Raw genomic sequence first — 17721 nt, forward strand, 5'->3', positions numbered from 1 at the left:
ACCGTACATATAGAGAGGGAGAACATAAAATGTTTAAAAGAGTTACATCGGTAGTAACTGCAATTATAGGAACGAGTCTACTACTTACAGCTTGTAGTAGTGAAGAAAAAGAGACAAAAAATAATGCAAAAGCAACTGACAAGAATGAAACAAAACAGGCCATTAGTTTACCGTATATAGCGGAGATCCCAACAATGGATGTAACGAAGGCAACAGATAGTGAATCGATGAATGTAATGCGGAATGTGTTTGAAGGTCTGTACATACTAGGGGAAAATAACAAAGTAATTCCTGGTGTGGCAAAATCGTATGAAGTGAGTGAAGATAAAAAAACATACACATTCCATCTAAGAGATTCCAAATGGTCAAATGGGACACCTGTGACAGCTGCAGACTTCGTATTCTCTTGGAAGCGTGCTGTGAATCCTGATACAGCAGCAGAATATGCGTTTTTATTCTTTGATATAAAGAACGCAAAGAGTATTAATAGTAAAGAGCTACCTATAGATAAGCTAGGGGTAAAAGCAATAGATGATCAAACATTAGAGGTACAATTAGAGCAGCCTATCCCTTATTTTATCGATTTGACAACGTTCGCAACGTTTTTACCCATTAACGAGAAGTATTTTGAATCACAAGGAAAGCAGTATGGCTTAGAAGCAAATCAATTGGTTTATAACGGAGCGTTTACATTGGATAATTGGAAGCATGAACAAGGTTTTCAGTTGAAAAAAAATTCGAATTATTGGGATGCTAAAACAGTTAAATTAGACAAAATTAATTTTGATATCGTCAAAGATAAATCAACAGAAATAAATCTATATGAATCAGGTCAAATTGACCGTGTAGGACTAACAGGTGAGTTTGTAGACAAATATAGAAATAGTCCTGATTTCAAAGAGCGCCCTGAAGTAACTATGCAATTTTTACGTATGAATCAAAAAAATGAAGTGTTAAAAAATAAACATGTCCGTTTGGCAATTAGCCAGGCAATGAATAAGAAAGCCTTTGTAGATACAGTGTTGAACAATGGCTCTCTTCCTGCGAATGGTTTTATACCATCTGATTTTGCTAAAGGTTCGGACGGAAAAGACTTCCGAAAAGAGAATGGAGCATTGGTCAAAGATGATGTGAATGCAGCTAGGGAAAACTGGAAGAAGGCAAGACAAGAACTTGGGAAAGAACAAGTAACACTAGAATTGCTAACAAGTGATAATGCAATAGCCAAGAAAAATGCGGAGTATTTAAAAGGTGAACTAGAAAAAAATTTAGATGGGCTAATAGTGCATGTTAAACTGCAGCCACGTAAACAGCAAATTCAGTTGCTGCTAAATAGTGATTATGATTTAGGAGTTGATGTATGGGCTCCTGATATTCCTGATCCGATTACATTTTTAGATTTGTTTACGACAGATAGTACATATAACTTTGATAAGTATTCAAATAAGGCATATGATGAACTAATTCATCAAGTGAAAACAGACTTAGCTGGTAATGAAAAAGCTCGTTGGGAGACAATGAAACGAGCAGAGAAAATGTTATTAGAGGATGGAGCAGTCGCACCATTTTATCAATCAGGCAGATCATACTTACAGCGTTCTTCTATTAACGGAATTGTAACGAATGATTTTGGTGGGGAATTTAACTATAAATGGGCTGAAGTTAAGAAATAGGTAAAAAAGGATTCGAATTATTCGAGTCCTTTTCGTTTGCACAGCCTTGCAGTTATGCATAATTGCATAATTAATTATCTTTATATATCGACAAAAAACGACATTTTTTTCAATGTACTTATATTAGAATCGGATATAATAATATTGAGGTTTATAAATACACTGAGGGATATTGGGTGATTCTTGTTTTTTAGAAGGGAAAATATTATGAATGAAACACTTAAGAGAGAAGATACAAATTCAGAACAAACATTAAAAAAATTCTTGAGTAAAATTATTGATGAGATTGATTTCCAAAGGAAAAATCAAGAGGATATCGCTAAAATAATTGGAATTTCTTCAGGGACACTTTCAAAGAATTTAACAGGGAAAAGCCAATTTGGATTTTGGAATGTAATTAGATTATTGAAGCTATTGTATTCGGGTGATATTAATAAACAAAGAAAGATGTTACACACCTTCTGTTCTGTCACAACAAGCAAGAAAAACTTGAGGATTGCTATGGAATACGCCAATGCAAAAGGTGATTTATCACTTCTTAAGCTATTAGTAGAACAGGAAAGAAAGTCTTCACTTGCAATGAATAGGGAATGGGCTTATGTATATGAATTGGTATTACTTAGAAGTAATGGGACAATTAAAAAGCAGGAATTATTATCTAAGCTTGAAGATCATAAAGGTAGTAAGATAATTAAGACAAACGAGATGAAGGTCTTATGTGGTATATTAACTTACTACACTATGTATGATTTAGAAAACTATAATTCTCTGTTCAAATATGCTGAAATGTTACTTCCAGATGTAGATGCAATTACTGATAGTTTTATTAGGTCATCTTATCTAGGCAGGATTAAAGAAGGGTTAGCATATGCCTATTTAGTACAAGATAATCTTGAAATGTGTAGGAGTTTGTGTCAGGAGATTTTAGCAATAGATGACTCTAAAGATTGTTTCCATCTTTTAAGGGCATCCGCACTTGCATATATAGCAGAGTCATATACTTTCGATTGCTATGATAGTGCATCTTGGTATATGAAAAAGGCACTGAAGCAGTTGGGAGTATGTAATTTTGAAAGGGAAAAGCATAGAAAGCTATCAATTCTTAACACATATGCTTTCATTAAGTTAGTAAATAAGCAAGAATTAGAGAATATAGTTATATATCATTCTGCAGAAAAGTCCTTTTTAGAAATCATTAAGGGGAATTACAAAAATGCAGTTGAGATCCTGAGTGATTTAGAAAAGAAAAATGGGATGCTAACTCCGATGCAATATTGTTATTTAGGAATAGCAAAGAATGATATTTCATTAATTGAAAAGTCGATTGTGTTACTAGAGTGTGCTGGTAATAGGTTCTATTGTAGATTCCCTAAAAAAATAGTGGTAGAATTTAATAAAAATGGTATAATGTACAAGGGTGGTGCTATATGAAGAAATTATTATTTGTAGTAACAAGTATTGTTTTAGCAGCAGGAATTGTTTACACTGTTATTGGTAGTAAAGAGCAACCAAACAATTTAGTAAAAAAAGATTCAGAACAATTATTAGCTAGAATGGGTGACCCTGGAAGTGGAATGGGTTAACCTTTAAATAATTAGAATGCGATTGTCTCATAGGAGGCAATCGCATTTGTTGTTTTTAGGGATATTTCCTAAATATCAAATTCGAAATACAAGAAAAGTTTGTGAAACATTCACAAACTGATAGCTAATACTAAATCAAAATTTTAAACTATATTGTTAGTAAAGTTGCAAAAACCCCTGTGTTATCAAATATACTGATAACACAAGGGTTTCCAAAGATTATTCCGCGAGGGCGGGGCATTGAAAATGTGTAGCCCCTTTTTACAGGCTAATACTACACAAGTGCATTTAACTCACGTATCATATAAAATATGCTGAAAAATAATTTTACATTCATTTGGCAAAATGCTTTTTTATGAAGTAGGTGTAGTCAATAAGAACCTCTAACACTTCTTGCTGTTTTTGTGGAGGCAAATCGGATATTGCTACTTTAATTAATTCTAATTTACTTTCGAGGGGTGCATTTCGCCCGAATAGTTCATCTATGGAGACATTATGTATTTCAGCAAGCTTCATGATGGAATCTGCATCAGGATCAGCTTTCCCATATTCCCAATTTGCATAAGTAGTGCGGGCAATGTTTAGGCGATGTGATATATCGGATTGGGTATATCCTTGTTTTTTTCTCAATTCAGCAAGTCGTTTGCTTAGATGGGACATATCATAACCTTTTCCTTTCTGATTTATAAAGTTAGTGTAAAACAGAAAAGGTAAATTGTGTCCTAATGACTAATAATAAGTCATAATTTAATTTTCTTTGTAATAATTAGTTTAAATGTTATGATGATAGAGAAATATTTAGAGTTCTATGAGCTAAGAAACAGGAAGAAATCGAAACATTAAATCGAGTTTCTTCCTATTATATATACTTACTAGAATAATGAATTTCCTATATCTATTGTGGCCAAGTTTTGACGTCTTGTACGCTCTCTTAAATAACGTTCTGTAGTCATGATAGATTCATGCCCTAAATAGTCCCTTATTTTTTTGAGTTCAACACCCTTTTCCATTAAGTAATTAGCCATGAAATGCCTACAAGTGTGAGGAGTGATTCTATCCTGTCGGTAACGCAGAAAATCTAAATTTATTTCTTCTATTTTTTTGGCCACAAGAGAAGAGAGATAGTCCGCTCGATAATTTGATCCATCAGCTTTAGGAAGAAAAGCGGAGGTACTCGATGCATCTAGTTCTATTGTTTGTTTACGTAAACTTCGAACATGGCATAAAGCATCCAATGTATCTTCAAAGATGCGAACTTCCCTACTTTTATTCCCTTTACCAACTACACGAAGTAGATATGCATTTAAAGATGAATGAAAGACCAAATCTGCCCATTTAGCAGTTGCGATTTCTTCGATTCGTAGTCCTGTTGTAGTTAACAGGAAAAATGCAGTGTAAATAAAATAGTTGGATTTTTTCAGCTCATCTAATATCTGGTTAACTTCTTCTGGGTAAAGGTCACGATTGACTAGCTCTTCTTTTTTTACGGATACTTTTTTAAGGCGACTACTAAAGTTGTCTGAGAGTCCGTTGTTATCATACACATATTTTAAAAACTGCTGAACTACTGTTTTCTTTTTACGTAATGTAGTCGCAGCATATGTCTTACTTAATTCATAGAAGTAGATTTCCATCTCGTTATGGGATAATTTCTGGATGGTTCCAATTGATTCTTTTATGTAACGAAGAAAATGAGAAAGATCGTGCAGATACTGTTGTTTGGTTCGCTCACTTCTTTTTTTCGTTAAAGATGGCTCATCGTGTAAAAATAGATAAACCAATGATTCTTCGCTTAATTGCGAATAGTCAATATTACGGATACCTAAACCCATAATGTTTTCAAAATGACTGCTATCAAAAAAATCTGATTTAGATTTTACAATTTGGTTATTATGTTCGTAATTTATGATATTCAAATTTAAACACAACCTTTTATAGAATGAAATATCAAACAAATATTTTTATATAAATTTTTATGATTCTAATTATACCACAATAAATCCGTTATTTACCGTGGTATAAACTTAAATGATTAAAATATTATTTTCACCTTAAAATTTAATGTTTCTGTTTAGGTGATGTATAATGGAAATATTAAATTGATTTTTTTGTACATTTCAATCCAAATGCGGTAGGAGGAGATTTTTTTGACTCATCTTCGTCTGAAAATTTTACATGAAATCCATAAATTAGAAAGTACCCATTGTTCAATTTGCCCTCTGAACAACCTATCAGTGAATTGTACAGATGAGCAAGAACAGGCAAAGCAAAGAAACTATAAACATTGTAAAGGATGTCCCATTTTCGATTCCATCCGAGAAAAAGGAGATCAATTGAATTCTTTATCGAAAAAGAGTACATTTAATAAGGTGCGAGAACGTTATATGGAAAATCCATTTAAGTATTTGCAGTATAAGGAGTACTCTATCACAGATGTAGTAAAAGAAACCGGTTTAACAAAGTATCAACTAAGAAAATTTAAAGAACAGCTAGAGTGAAAGTTTCGAATGAGGTGAGATATGAGCTATTTATCTTTAGAAGAGGTATGCGATCGGGTAGGTCTAACAAAAAATCAATTAGGCTATTTAATTAAGTATAAACACATCGAACCTATTAATCTGGCTACCTGGAAAGCAGATGGTGGATATTGCTTTGAAAAAGAGGATGTAAAAAAGCTAGAGGAATTATACAAAGATTGTTTAACATTAAAAGAAGCTGCTGAATTTCTAAACAAATCTAAGACATACGTTCATAATGCAGCTAAAGACGGGATATTGCCCTTTAAAGAGATTGCGAAAGGAAAATCTACTGAACGATTGTACTTAAAATCCGATTTGGAAATTTTCAAAGAAAGAATTGAAAATAGATCAAAAGAGGATTCGAAAGAAAAAAAGCAGCATTTAAGTCTATACCTTGATGAAAAGGTATTAGAAGCAATCAAGAAAAAGGCCGAAAAGAAAGGGTATAATGGCTACAAGAAGTTTGCTGAAGACATTTTAACCGCAGAAGTAAAAGAAGACATAGAAGAATAGAAATTCCAGAGAGAATAGACCCCCTAAAAAACAAAAAACGTTATAAGGGGTCTATTTTTGTTTTTAAGAAATTTATAAACTATCAGGTCTAATTGCATTACCTAATATGAAAATGTCGTTTATAAGCGAATTTGAGAGGTCGTTTTTTTGTTTGTTCAGTCAAAATTGCTGTTATTACAAAAAAAGGAACTGATTATAAGAGAAAAAGTTTCACAATCTATAATATTGATATTTTTGGAAAATAAGGTGTTGTTTACTTAATAGTATGAGAGGCGTTCAATAGAAGAAAGTAATTTGATATAAAACATAGAAAATACATTACGAAAAAGAAAACTTCAAGTATACATATTTATATTATAGTAAACTAACTAATATTAGATATTAGTCTACATACTAAGAAACTTCTTTTTCAAATTTAAAGCTACTATCAAAATTAAAAGGGGTAATTTAATAATATCCTAATACAGTAGGGGTTATGTTATAATGTAGATAGTAACTGAAGATGTGCGGTGGGAGGTTGCACCCTTTCTTTCTCTTAATTAAAGAGGGAAAGGAGGTGTAACCGATATGGATTTTTTACTTCAATTATTACAAGATGCTACGAAGCTATTCATTACAGTATTCGTAACAACTTATGCAACTGCTTATGCAAATAAGTTAGTTAAAAGTAATAATAAACGTAAAAGAACCACCGCGTCCGGCAAGACAAAAGGTGGTTCAAAAAGAAAATAACTAAAAACTTGCAACCAACCACCTTACAGCGGCAGTTACATATTGGACGGGATGTTTCCAGCATCCTGTCTTTTTAGTTTATGCAATTTAGTTAAGTGCTATACTTTTTATACATTAAATATGCATTCAATATATATCTAATCTACAGTAAACATACCATATATTTATTTTTTGGTCAATAAACAAGCAATCATGATTTCATTCAAATTATATGTGGAGTAAATTACAAAAGCCTAATTCTATTCACAGTATACTAAAATAACGAGATAAGTCTCCCTTATTTTAGTATACTGTGAATAGAAAGAAAATTCAGAACCGATATAGCGATGTTTATAGTATAGAATTCATTAGAAATTTATACATCATGTAAAAAGTACACATTTACGAATCATGTCTGTCCCCCCCTATGAATTTTCTATACTTGTACTAGAAGTTTTATACATATAGGTGAAGGGAGGAAATTAATTGGGACAAGTACGTGTTGACCCAGATAAATTAGAAGCAGCTGCAAATTCCATGTCACGAAATAGAGAGTCTATGGAAAGTGTAATTCGAGAGCTTTTACAAGTCACGTTCGAATTACAGATGTCTTGGGAAGGGATGGCATATCAAGGGTTTTTTGATGAATTTTTCTCAAAAAAGAGGAGTATGGATGATTTAGTTAAGCATTTACATCATACTGAACTCGAACTAAAGAAAGCTGCGAAAACATTCCGTGAAGCGGATGAGAAAGCGTTTGGGGATTTTAATCAGATGGGTAAGCTATGGGACGCCTTTCAGCGAGGAAGCGGGAAGGCTGCAGGAGACACTATTTTTGATCCATTAAAAAAAGGGTGGAACAAAACATCCGACTTTTTCGGAAACTTGGTGGATGATCCAATGGACACATTGGAAGATGCAAAATATGGACTTACGGACTTTGTGGAGAGTTCTATTGATGATACGAAAGAGGAATTTAGAGATAAATACGAATTTATGAAAGATATGTGGAATAATCCTATTGGAACATTAAAACATGAGTTGGACGAGGAAGTCCAAGAGATGTATGCTATACGAAATGTTTTATCAGATTGGTATGTGGAGAACATAAAATATGGAGATGCAGAAAGTATCACGGAATCAGTAGCGTACGGAGCGACTAATTTAGCTTTCTTTGGACTTGTCACAAGAGGTGCCAGTGCCGTAGGTAATGGTGCAAGATGGGGAAAAAATTTATCATCTATGTCCAAGCTTCAGTTAGAAAATCGTTTAGAACCAGCTTTCGCTTATGGTAAGATAGATTATAAAGTTGATACTATTAAACCATCAGATACATATATGTTTGCAAAAACTTCAAGTGCGGTAAAAAGAAAGACCCCAGGTACAGTGACCTCAAGTTTTAACCTCGAACGAAGTTTAGGTACCCAAAAGAAGTTAATGTATAATGATGGTGCTATTGGTATTATTCCGCAAGAAGTTCGAGAAAAATTAGTAGGAAGAGAATTCAAATCTTTTGACGATTTTAGAGAAGAATTTTGGAAAACACTTTCTGATTCGAGCTATGCTAAAGAATTTAGTCCTATGAATATAAAACTTATGAAACAAGGTAAGGCACCTTACTCACCACGAGCAGAACATTACGGGAACCATAATAAATATATACTACATCATAAACAGCCTATTGATAAAGGTGGAGATGTCTATAATCTTGATAATCTAATAATTGTATCTCCTAAAATGCATCAAAACGTTTTAGATCCCGCATACCATTTCGGAAACAAAGGGCTATAAATTGAACGGAAGGATGAAAAACATGACATGTAAAATGACGAAAACAGAACTGCTTGAGCTTGTAAAAAAAATTTATAATCTTGATTTACCTGAAGATGAACACAGTAACTATGTTCATCAATTTAATAACTCTGGTGTACCTCACCCTGCTCCAAGTGATTTAATTTTTTGGAATGATGAAGAATTGACTCCTGAAGAAGTAGTAGAAATAGCATGGAATTACAAAGAAGAAAAAAAATAGGATAAGATGTAAAAGATCAGATGGCTCCTTTATGGAGCCTGTTTTATTTTATAACCAGAAAATCTATTTAAGATAACTTTACTCATCCCCGAGGAGATTTGAGCAAAAAACACCCGAGATGTGCTTGTAAACTATAAGGAAATTATTCCTTTTGCATGGAATACTCTATCCAATACATTCATGAATGACTTATGGAATGGGGATTTAAAAAGCAGAAACCATTATGCAGCTTATGCGATCACCTCGCTACTCACAAGTTTTATTGGTAGCAAAGGGCTAGATAAAGTTGAACAAGTAAGTAAAGTAATAGCTGTTATAGGTCTTACAAAAGGAAAATCGTTTCTAACAAATTCCTCTGCATACAAGAATGCATTACATATTTTAAATAACTATGAGTTAAAATGTTCAAAAATAAAAAACGGCCTAGAATTCTAGACCGTTTTTTATGATTTACTAATTTTCCAACCTTCGTCAATTTTCTCTAATTCAATTACGATTACTTTTTTATAATCGTTTTTAGAATCTATTTTAGAATCTTTTTTATACACAGCATCAACAGTTACTGTAGCGATTTCGTTTTTCTCTTCAACTTTTCTAATCTTATAGCTTTTAAGATCTTCATTAATTGATTTCATTAATTCTGCATTTCCGCCAATAAAACCAACTATTTTTTTTGCTTCTGGTGTAAATAACTCTCCAAAATCTTTTGCGTTTCCGTCTTTTGCATCTTCAAAATATGCTGTAGCAACTTCTTCGGGATTACGATTATTTCCACATGCTGCAAGTGCTGTAACTGATAAAGTCATTACCACCATTAACATGATTATACGCATAAATTTGTTCTTCATTCAAACCGCTCCTTAAATAACTTAATTTCAACTCGTAAAAAGAGCTAAATTACTTATATAAGTATATAATAATTAAAACTATAAAACTATATATTTTTAGATAATACTTTTATAATATAAGAATCATAAAATCGAAGAAGGATAGGGGAAATCTACCTATTATTATAGTATTGATTTCCGTTATATACATTAGTATAATAATAACGTCAGAGCATGCTCTGAACAGTCAGCGTTATAGGGGTATAACAGACGACATTCATTTTTTAAATCATAAAATCGGATTCACTTATATGAAAGATAAAAGCCCTTCTTTAATTAGGAGGGCTTTTGTCTTTGCTTGAAGAGTACACATATACATGAGCGGAAAAGTAGTAATAGTTATGTATTATGTACCTGCAGGTGTGGTTCCAGAAGGCACGATATGTATTTATCTTTATTGCTAATTCATAATATAATGGTATTATTACCTTTAAAAATTGACTACCTAAGGAGAAAATCACAATGAAACTCAACAAGAAAACTATCGCTTTTACCCTATCCTTATCAATAGGAGTAGGAGCTTGCGGAATTCCGAAAGAAAAGGAAGTTGATCCGAAAGTATCACTGAATTCTAAAATGGATTACTCAAAAGTACCTTACAAGGAGAGAAGCATTTATGTAGATTATCAGCATGGAGCTATCACGAAAGAGGAAATGACCGAAAAGCAAGCTGATAGCTATGAGAAGGCTAAAAAAATTCTTGAGAAGGACTTAAACTCTGAAGAGTTGAAGGAACTCAACAAACAACGGGAAGAACGCCGGGAGAAGTTCCTAAAGAAGCAAGAACAGAAGAAAGTAGATGACAAGAAGAAAACTGAAGAAGATGCTCTAAAGTATAAGAACCGCCAGGAACGTCTCGACAATCATAAGCAAGAAAAGGAACGGAAGGAACTTCAGAAGCGCAATGAAGAGAACGCTGATGAGATGAAACGACAACTGGAGGGATTATCACAATGAAGACACTAAGCACAGCTAGTAAGACATTAGAAGAATGAAATGAAATTAAACATAATAAAGTCAGAGCATGCTCTGAACAGTCAGCGTTATAGGGGTATAACAGACGACATTCATTCTTTAAATCATAAAATCGGATTCACTTATATGAAAGATAAAAGCTCTCCTAATTAAAGGAGGGCTTTTATCTTTGCTTAAAAACTACAACATATAAATGGGCAGAAAAATAGTAATGTCAAAAAACCTTTTTTTCACATTAGTTATTCTAATAATGACGCAGATGCTTTAACTATAGAAACAAATTTTCCAGGATTAATTGTAGAAACAGAAGATAGCTTAAAAGGGATTATTACAGCCAAAACATAGTGTTGTCATGTTAGCCGGACATTTATGCCAATGGCGGGCCACAAGCGTTTAAATAATCAAATGAAACCTTTGAAGAGGCTAGAGGTATTCCATGCAAATCTTCAAAGTCAAATTGGGAAGAAGGCGACAGTGGATAGTTGAAAACCGAAGAGGAATTCAAACCCGTAGTTGTTGGAAAAACAACCACACAAAAAACAGTAGTACATATTATTGGAGCTAATAAATTTGTAGAACTAACGCCAATATAATTAATGCTTGTCATAACAATAATAGCGAATAAATAAGAAATAAAGGTGTTTACTTGACACCCTTATTTCGTATTACTTTTATATAAATATAATAAATTTTAATGTGAGTTAGGAGGGATGAGATATAGTGAATAAGAGGAAAAATATGAAATTACTTATAAATAAAAGAAGAAAAGGTTTCTGAATAAAACCAAATTACATATTTGTCGGATGATGATGTTAAAAGAATAAATAAGAAAGTCATAAAAAATACAGGAAAAATGTTAATTATTCAAAGTGATACAGATATAGAATTTATGAAAGAAGGATAAAATAGTAAGTATTCTCCGCCTATCAAATTTTAATACTCAGCTAAAAAAATTTAATCATATCTTTTTCTTATTAATAAACGTAAGAGATTAATAGTTAATTTCAAAATTTATCCATTACAAAACTTGACAGTCCGAGGATTCCTAAAGCATCATAATATTCCACTTATATACAAAATATTCCAAATATTTTAAGAAAATTGTATTATGTAATAGAACCTATTATTTCTTTAAACGGAGATGAAGAAATTATGAAAAATACATTAAAAAAAGAGGTGATGATAAATTATAGGTTCAGTCGCAAATACAAAAAATACGAAAAAGGGAGAGATTTATGTGAGTTTAATGAAGAAATTTGCTGCAGTCGCAATGGCTTCAACACTATTTTTCGGATGGTCTGGTAGTTCAACTTTTGCATCACCAAATACTGAGTCGGTTAGTCAAAATGTAAGTGTAAATCAAAATAAAGATATGAAATCAACCTTTAAGAAAATGAATGATATTGCAAACACTACAAAAGAAATACAGGATTCTCAAAGAATTCAAGATATTAAAATCGCTGCGGAGAATTCTATTTCAAGTGGAAAAATAGTTCTGAAACATTCAGACGCTCAGTTAGATTTTAATAACGCAAAGTTTTTAGATATTTCGCAGGATAATAAGAGTTATAAATCTATTACTATTCCTATTGTAGGAGAGCAGTATAGTTTCATAAGTAATTTAACTGTAATATTTGATTTACAAGGTGAAATTTCTAATTATTCAGAGACTTTAGTTACGAAAAGTGAGAACAATAAATTTGAAATCACTTCTTACTTAGATGGAGAATTAGGACAAAGTCAAGTAACTAACGTGGATTACAAAAATAACAGTGAAGTAAAAAAATCATTAGAACGTATAAATGCACAAGGAATTAAGGCAGATGAGCCACAATATAGTATGGGTGCAGTAGCAGCTTGTATTGCTGCAGTCGCTGGGGTAGATATAGCAGTTGCATATGTAATTGGTGGTACTTGTGCAGCTTCTTGTCCTGCTGTGCCACCGGTATGTGCAGCTTGTATTGGTGCCGTTGCTACTTTGGGAGCAGGTTCTATTGCTGGTGTTGTAGCTTGTTTTAGTAAACTATAAGTTTAGAGTAAGTACAGTAATTACATATTTAATTGCTGATACTTTCAGCCCACTTATCCAGGATATTCTGCAGTAATTAATAGTATCGGTACAGTTAGATGTTCTTTAATGTACAGATTCTATCGAATGGGAGGGTAAGGCTATTTATACTAAGAAAAATATATCAATTGCTTTATCAATGATCATACTTTGTTTCGTAATAATCATGTTAATTTTTTATATGGGATCAACAAAGTCTTCAGCAAAGTCTTCAAACTCTTTTAATCCTATAAATACTCAAAAGTTTGAGGAGCTTATAAAAGAAAAAGAAAACGTTTGGGTATATATTGGCCGACCAACTTGTGATGATTGTGATAGATTTTCTCCTGTTTTGAAAGAGGTTATTAAAGAAAATAATAAAAAAGTCTATTACTATAATACTGATGAAGCAAGAAAAGAAAACGAAGAAAAATTAATTAACCACCTTAATAAATTAGGAGTTAAATCAGTTCCAACTCTTATCTATTTTAAAAAGGGAGAAGTTGTAAAAACTGTTGTCGGTTATCAAGATAAGGCGAGCGTAGAAAAGTTGCTAAAAGATTATGAATCCCGATAAAATTTCATCAAGTTAATTTGTTAGAGTTCCATTAAAAATTGTATAACTTTTAAAAAGCCCCTCTAGATTTAAATCTAGAGGGGCTTTTTTAGAATAATTAGGATGTTTAATTGGCAGGTCTAATTAAATAAACTGATGAGTGGAAAATATTTTATTAAAATTAATTTTAAAATATAAAGAGGTCATAAATGTCAGAATGCTGTTAGTGATAGGTAATCTAATTTTCTGCAAGTTGAAATTAGATTTTTTGTAAAACAGGGGAATCAGAGAAAATTAATAAAAAGATATGGGATTAATAATACAAGAATCAAACCTATAGCAGTTACAGATATAATTTTTATTAAATCTCTTTTTACTTTTTTATCCAAGAAAAGCACCTCCTGAATCATTTGTATTACTTTAAGATTATGAAAGATCTATCGTAATAAATGCTAACATAATTACCTAAATATTACTATTGATAATGTTCATTGTAGAAAATATAGTTTAAAAAATAGTATCCATATTCTTTTCAAAAAAATACCCAGTTTCATGTCTTTCTACATGTACAAAGACATGAAAGTAGGAACTTATTTTATAGTTAAAAATGCTGAATTATCTACTGATACATTTCATTTAGTACCCACTTTCCTGTCCGTATATCGAGACAAGAAAATGGGTACTTTTTTAAACAAAGACACCAAAGTGGAAACTTTGTAAAAATAGCAAATACTAAATAGATGTGAAGTTAAAATCCAGTTCAATGTTATTAACAAAAATATTCATGAAGGATTTACTTTCTTATCTCATTAGCAGGACATGAGAGTCTAAACTTCTTTTAATTTTTCCCATTCTTATGTTGATGGGTATAGGAAAGGATTCCACAAACACCAAACAAGCTTGACAACAAGAGATTACAAGTGTAATATTCAGTTGTAGATTACAAATGTAATACAGAGAGGTGTAATTTTAAACAATGAAAGAATTACCTAAAATTTCGGAAGCTGAATTAGAAGTTATGAAAGTACTATGGTCGAACTCTCCACAAACGGCAAATGAGGTAATTGAAGCGTTAGAGGTGAAAATGGATTGGAAACCCAAAACGATTCGAACGCTAATTAACCGATTAGTCCATAAAGAAGCAGTTGCTTATCATCAAGATAAAGGGCGTATGTATGCTTATTATCCTTTGGTATCGCAAGATAGTTATTTACAAGTGGAAACGAAATCTTTACTTAAACGTTTCTATGGTGCAGCATTTAAACCTTTACTTGTAAATTTTTTAAAAGAAGAAAAGCTGTCTTCAGAAGATATTAACGAACTTAAACGTATTCTGGATGAGAAAACTGAGGAAAATCAGAGGAAGGATAGATTATAGTGATAGAAAAATTTATAAATATCTATCTACCTACTTTTTTTGATTGGATGATTGAGACCACTATTATGGCTAGTATATTAGTGGGCCTAATCTTATGTATTAAGGTCTTGTTTAGAAATAAGTTAACTCCACGTTGGCAATATATGCTGTGGATCATATTAATTATAAGACTTGTATTACCTTGGTCGCCAGATAGTTCCTATAGTATCTATTCTGTTCTTACTTACAAGAATGATGATGCATTCATTTCTAGGGGAAATCCTGTAGCTAAGTTTCTTACAAAAGAGAGTACGCAAGAATTAAAAGGTATAGACGATACAAAGGTTCACACAAAAGAAAATACTTATACCTCAAGTTCAACAAAAACTGTTCAGGCAAACAAGACACAAGCAGGTATTAATGAAAAGCAGGAAGATGAGACAATTTCATTCTATACAATTTGTATGTATATTTGGCTTACTGGCGTTATCCTTCTAAGTGTTGCTACTTTTATAATGAACAGGCGTTTATTACTTTACATAAAAAAACAACCTGTTATTACAGACGAGAAGATTGTCCAGATTTTTGAAAAGTGTAAGCAATCTATGTCTATTCAACGAAATATCCCTCTATTTGTATCTGGAAAGGTTTCCAGTCCAACAGTGTTTGGATTTATTCGTCCCAAATTGCTATTGTCAACTGTACATATGAAAATATTAGATGAGCAACAGTTACGATATATTTTTCATCATGAATTAGCTCATATCAAGCGAAGAGATGTTGGTGTGAATTGGCTTATGCATGGCTTACTCATTTTAAATTGGTTTAATCCCATTCTATGGTATGCCTACTCATGTATGCGGGAAGATCAAGAACTAGCATGCGATGCATTAGCTCTTACATGTATAGATGCAGAGGAACAAATTGCATATGGACATACTATTATTAGTCTATTGGAACACTACTCAAGTTATTATCAAGTACCAAGTATAGCAAATTTTAGTAAAAACAAGAGAGCGTTAAAAAGGAGAATTCTAATGATTAAAAAATTCCAAAAAAAGTCATATCGTTGGTCTGCGATAGGGGCTGTGGCAATTATTGCCGTTTCATCTGTATCCTTATTAAACGCCCGTGCTGATAAGCCGATTAACCCTGAGAAACAACAAATAGAAGTGAAAAATAATATGAAAGAATTAAAAATACAAACCGATTTTCCTATACAGCAAATTGTAGAAAAAATGATTGGTACAAAAGAACGGGCAGATGCAGAATTTTTTGTTTCAGAGGGAGAGTATAATACTTTACTTAAAGAAGTTGGTTTGGCACGAAATCTGTTTACAAAAGAAGAATTTGAACGATTTATTGATTTAGAAACAGAAGCATATACTTTGGGTAAAAAAGTAAAGTTAGTAGGAAGTCCTGAAAAGTTAGATTCAGAAGAACAAAAAAAATATCAGAAAAACAGTGAAGAAATTGGACCATTTAGACAGAAAATCACTTCGGAATTTACATTAACTAAAAAGGAAGCACAGAGATATGTTGATTTTCCAATTAAGACCCCAAGTTATGTGGTAAAAGGGTTTAAATTAACTGGAGAAGGTGTTACAACACCGAAGACTACTGGAAAAATGAATCCCGATTTTATTTATGAATATCAAAATGAAAGTAAAGATAATGTATATATTGTGCACCAATCTGCAGTTACTGATGATGCAAAAAATTTCTCGAATAAAAGAGCGGAGTATAATGAAAAGGTAACAAATTATGAATTAGAAGGTACAAAAATAACCTTAGTTGAAAGTCTTGATCCAGAGGAACCCTCTAAAGCAATGCAAATGATTGTTCCTGCAAAAGGAAAGAATGGCGCTTATCAAGTCTTTATTATTACAGGTGATTTAAGTAAAGAAGAAACAGAGAAAATTATGCTGTCTTTTCTAAAATAAAAATAGAGTCTCAGAATTCAGTTTAAATGGACTAAACTAAGAAGAGGGTATTATGTTCAATATACGAGCATATATCCTCTTTTCTTATACATATTAGATTAGTAATACAGATATTGAAAATCATGATAATGATAAACGTAGTTATATATAACTGAAGAAACTCCTTTATAAAAAAGTACCCACCTTCTTGTCCTAAAACAATGATAGGAATAGAAGTATCTACTTTCTTGTCTAAAAAGTATCCATTTTCATGTCTTTGTACAATGAGGGAAGGGGAATACTCCCATCATCATCAAACTGTTCGTTAAATTCTCATTTAACGAACACTTGGGTGATGGTAAATATATGATATAATCTACTTACTAATATTTGGATAGGAGTGACACTATTTGACAAAAAGCATTAATCCTCAAGAATACTCATACGCTTTTAGATTAGGAAAATATGATTGCTTTAAAGTACGAACAGGTATTTGTTCTTTACATTTAACCGATGAACAGTATCAAGAAATAAAAAAACGCGAAAAAAATCTACGTTTCAGTGATTGTTCAGTTGACTATTGTAGACTCTTAGCTGCCCATATGATTAAAGAAGATTGGTTTAATAAAAATACAAGAATAAATGCTTATCTTTATAATTGCGGACATGTAGCATTTGGAGATGGCCAGCATCGTACTTGTATTGCAAAGAAGTTAGGAAAAGAAAAACTCGTATTAAATGTATTTGAAACTAATGATATGATTTGTAGAGTTTGTCATTTTAAAAAAGTTGATAATAACAAATCATTTATGGAAAAACTAATGGATATTATTAAAAATAGAAAACGTAAGGATCCTGCTACTTATGAATTTATAGACGATGAATTAACTTCATTTAACGCGAAATGTTTTTTTAAACGCTGATATTTTACATGCTTAGATTTTTA

At 31.9% G+C, this 17721-nt stretch carries 17 protein-coding genes and 1 pseudogene; 15 read left to right on the forward strand and 3 right to left on the reverse strand.

All coding sequences use genetic code 11. From position 1 onward, the window contains the following. The first annotated feature begins 29 nt into the window (after nucleotides 1–29). The 3 genes from MKY21_RS30680 (at nucleotide 30) to MKY21_RS30690 (ending at nucleotide 3256) form a co-directional block, all read left to right on the forward strand. Entirely contained in the window at nucleotides 30–1673 is a 1644-nt protein-coding gene (locus MKY21_RS30680; protein ID WP_098402827.1) for a peptide ABC transporter substrate-binding protein, read from the forward strand. A gap of 207 nt (nucleotides 1674–1880) precedes the next feature. Next, nucleotides 1881–3104, forward strand: a complete 1224-nt coding sequence (locus MKY21_RS30685) for an AimR family lysis-lysogeny pheromone receptor (protein ID WP_341078626.1) — start codon at nucleotides 1881–1883, stop codon at nucleotides 3102–3104. Next, nucleotides 3101–3256 (forward strand): hypothetical protein, encoded by a 156-nt coding sequence (locus MKY21_RS30690; protein ID WP_179883865.1) that lies wholly within the window; start codon nucleotides 3101–3103, stop codon nucleotides 3254–3256. The genes MKY21_RS30685 and MKY21_RS30690 overlap by 4 nt, the downstream gene beginning before the upstream one ends. Before the next feature lie 333 nt (nucleotides 3257–3589). Here MKY21_RS30690 and MKY21_RS30695 read toward each other — a convergent pair whose 3' ends face one another. Together MKY21_RS30695 and MKY21_RS30700 are read right to left on the reverse strand one after the other, a co-directional pair. Next, nucleotides 3590–3916, reverse strand: a complete 327-nt coding sequence (locus tag MKY21_RS30695; protein ID WP_076775908.1) for a helix-turn-helix domain-containing protein — start codon at nucleotides 3914–3916, stop codon at nucleotides 3590–3592. A gap of 212 nt (nucleotides 3917–4128) precedes the next feature. Continuing rightward, on the reverse strand, nucleotides 4129–5172 hold the full coding sequence (locus MKY21_RS30700; RefSeq protein ID WP_341078629.1) for a tyrosine-type recombinase/integrase: 1044 nt from the start codon (nucleotides 5170–5172) through the stop codon (nucleotides 4129–4131). 231 nt (nucleotides 5173–5403) lie between these two features. On the opposite strand from MKY21_RS30700, the gene MKY21_RS30705 reads away from it, so the two are divergent. The 6 genes and pseudogenes from MKY21_RS30705 to MKY21_RS30730 all read left to right on the forward strand — a co-directional run. Then, nucleotides 5404–5754: a transposase gene (locus MKY21_RS30705; RefSeq protein ID WP_098402852.1), complete on the forward strand. Its 351-nt coding sequence runs from the start codon at nucleotides 5404–5406 to the stop codon at nucleotides 5752–5754. A 21-nt stretch (nucleotides 5755–5775) separates the two neighbouring features. Further along, entirely contained in the window at nucleotides 5776–6288 is a 513-nt protein-coding gene (locus MKY21_RS30710) for a helix-turn-helix domain-containing protein (protein WP_098901948.1), read from the forward strand. Between the two features lie 567 nt (nucleotides 6289–6855). Next, entirely contained in the window at nucleotides 6856–7020 is a 165-nt protein-coding gene (locus MKY21_RS30715; RefSeq protein ID WP_000346798.1) for a hypothetical protein, read from the forward strand. A gap of 465 nt (nucleotides 7021–7485) precedes the next feature. After that, on the forward strand, nucleotides 7486–8790 hold the full coding sequence (locus MKY21_RS30720) for a WXG100 family type VII secretion target (RefSeq protein ID WP_341078633.1): 1305 nt from the start codon (nucleotides 7486–7488) through the stop codon (nucleotides 8788–8790). A gap of 22 nt (nucleotides 8791–8812) precedes the next feature. After that, entirely contained in the window at nucleotides 8813–9031 is a 219-nt protein-coding gene (locus tag MKY21_RS30725; protein ID WP_341078635.1) for a bacteriocin immunity protein, read from the forward strand. 108 nt (nucleotides 9032–9139) lie between these two features. After that, a pseudogene (locus MKY21_RS30730) lies at nucleotides 9140–9433 on the forward strand (type VII secretion protein); the annotation flags it as partial. Nucleotides 9434–9474: 41 nt separating this feature from the next. Here the strand turns inward: MKY21_RS30730 and MKY21_RS30735 are convergent. Then, on the reverse strand, nucleotides 9475–9879 hold the full coding sequence (locus MKY21_RS30735; RefSeq protein WP_341078637.1) for a lumazine-binding protein: 405 nt from the start codon (nucleotides 9877–9879) through the stop codon (nucleotides 9475–9477). 501 nt (nucleotides 9880–10380) lie between these two features. Here MKY21_RS30735 and MKY21_RS30740 point away from each other — a divergent pair. The 6 genes from MKY21_RS30740 (at nucleotide 10381) to MKY21_RS30765 (ending at nucleotide 17698) form a co-directional block, all read left to right on the forward strand. Next, entirely contained in the window at nucleotides 10381–10875 is a 495-nt protein-coding gene (locus MKY21_RS30740; RefSeq protein ID WP_341078639.1) for a DNA ligase, read from the forward strand. 1264 nt (nucleotides 10876–12139) lie between these two features. After that, complete coding sequence (locus tag MKY21_RS30745) at nucleotides 12140–12922, forward strand: hypothetical protein (protein ID WP_341078751.1); 783 nt, start codon at nucleotides 12140–12142, stop codon at nucleotides 12920–12922. Nucleotides 12923–13100: 178 nt separating this feature from the next. Continuing rightward, a complete protein-coding gene (locus MKY21_RS30750; RefSeq protein WP_098538292.1) occupies nucleotides 13101–13517 on the forward strand; it encodes a thioredoxin family protein in 417 nt (138 codons plus the stop codon). 955 nt (nucleotides 13518–14472) lie between these two features. Then, nucleotides 14473–14874 carry a BlaI/MecI/CopY family transcriptional regulator gene (locus MKY21_RS30755; protein ID WP_149692821.1) on the forward strand — a complete coding sequence of 134 codons (402 nt, stop codon included), beginning with the start codon at nucleotides 14473–14475 and terminating at the stop codon, nucleotides 14872–14874. Continuing rightward, nucleotides 14874–16796 (forward strand): M56 family metallopeptidase, encoded by a 1923-nt coding sequence (locus tag MKY21_RS30760; protein WP_341078643.1) that lies wholly within the window; start codon nucleotides 14874–14876, stop codon nucleotides 16794–16796. Before MKY21_RS30755 ends, MKY21_RS30760 begins: the two co-directional genes overlap by 1 nt. Before the next feature lie 389 nt (nucleotides 16797–17185). After that, nucleotides 17186–17698: a hypothetical protein gene (locus MKY21_RS30765; protein WP_341078646.1), complete on the forward strand. Its 513-nt coding sequence runs from the start codon at nucleotides 17186–17188 to the stop codon at nucleotides 17696–17698. The last annotated feature ends 23 nt before the right edge of the window (nucleotides 17699–17721 follow it).

Source organism: Bacillus sp. FSL R9-9497, from assembly GCF_038005805.1.
GTDB lineage: Bacteria > Bacillota > Bacilli > Bacillales > Bacillaceae_G > Bacillus_A > Bacillus_A cereus.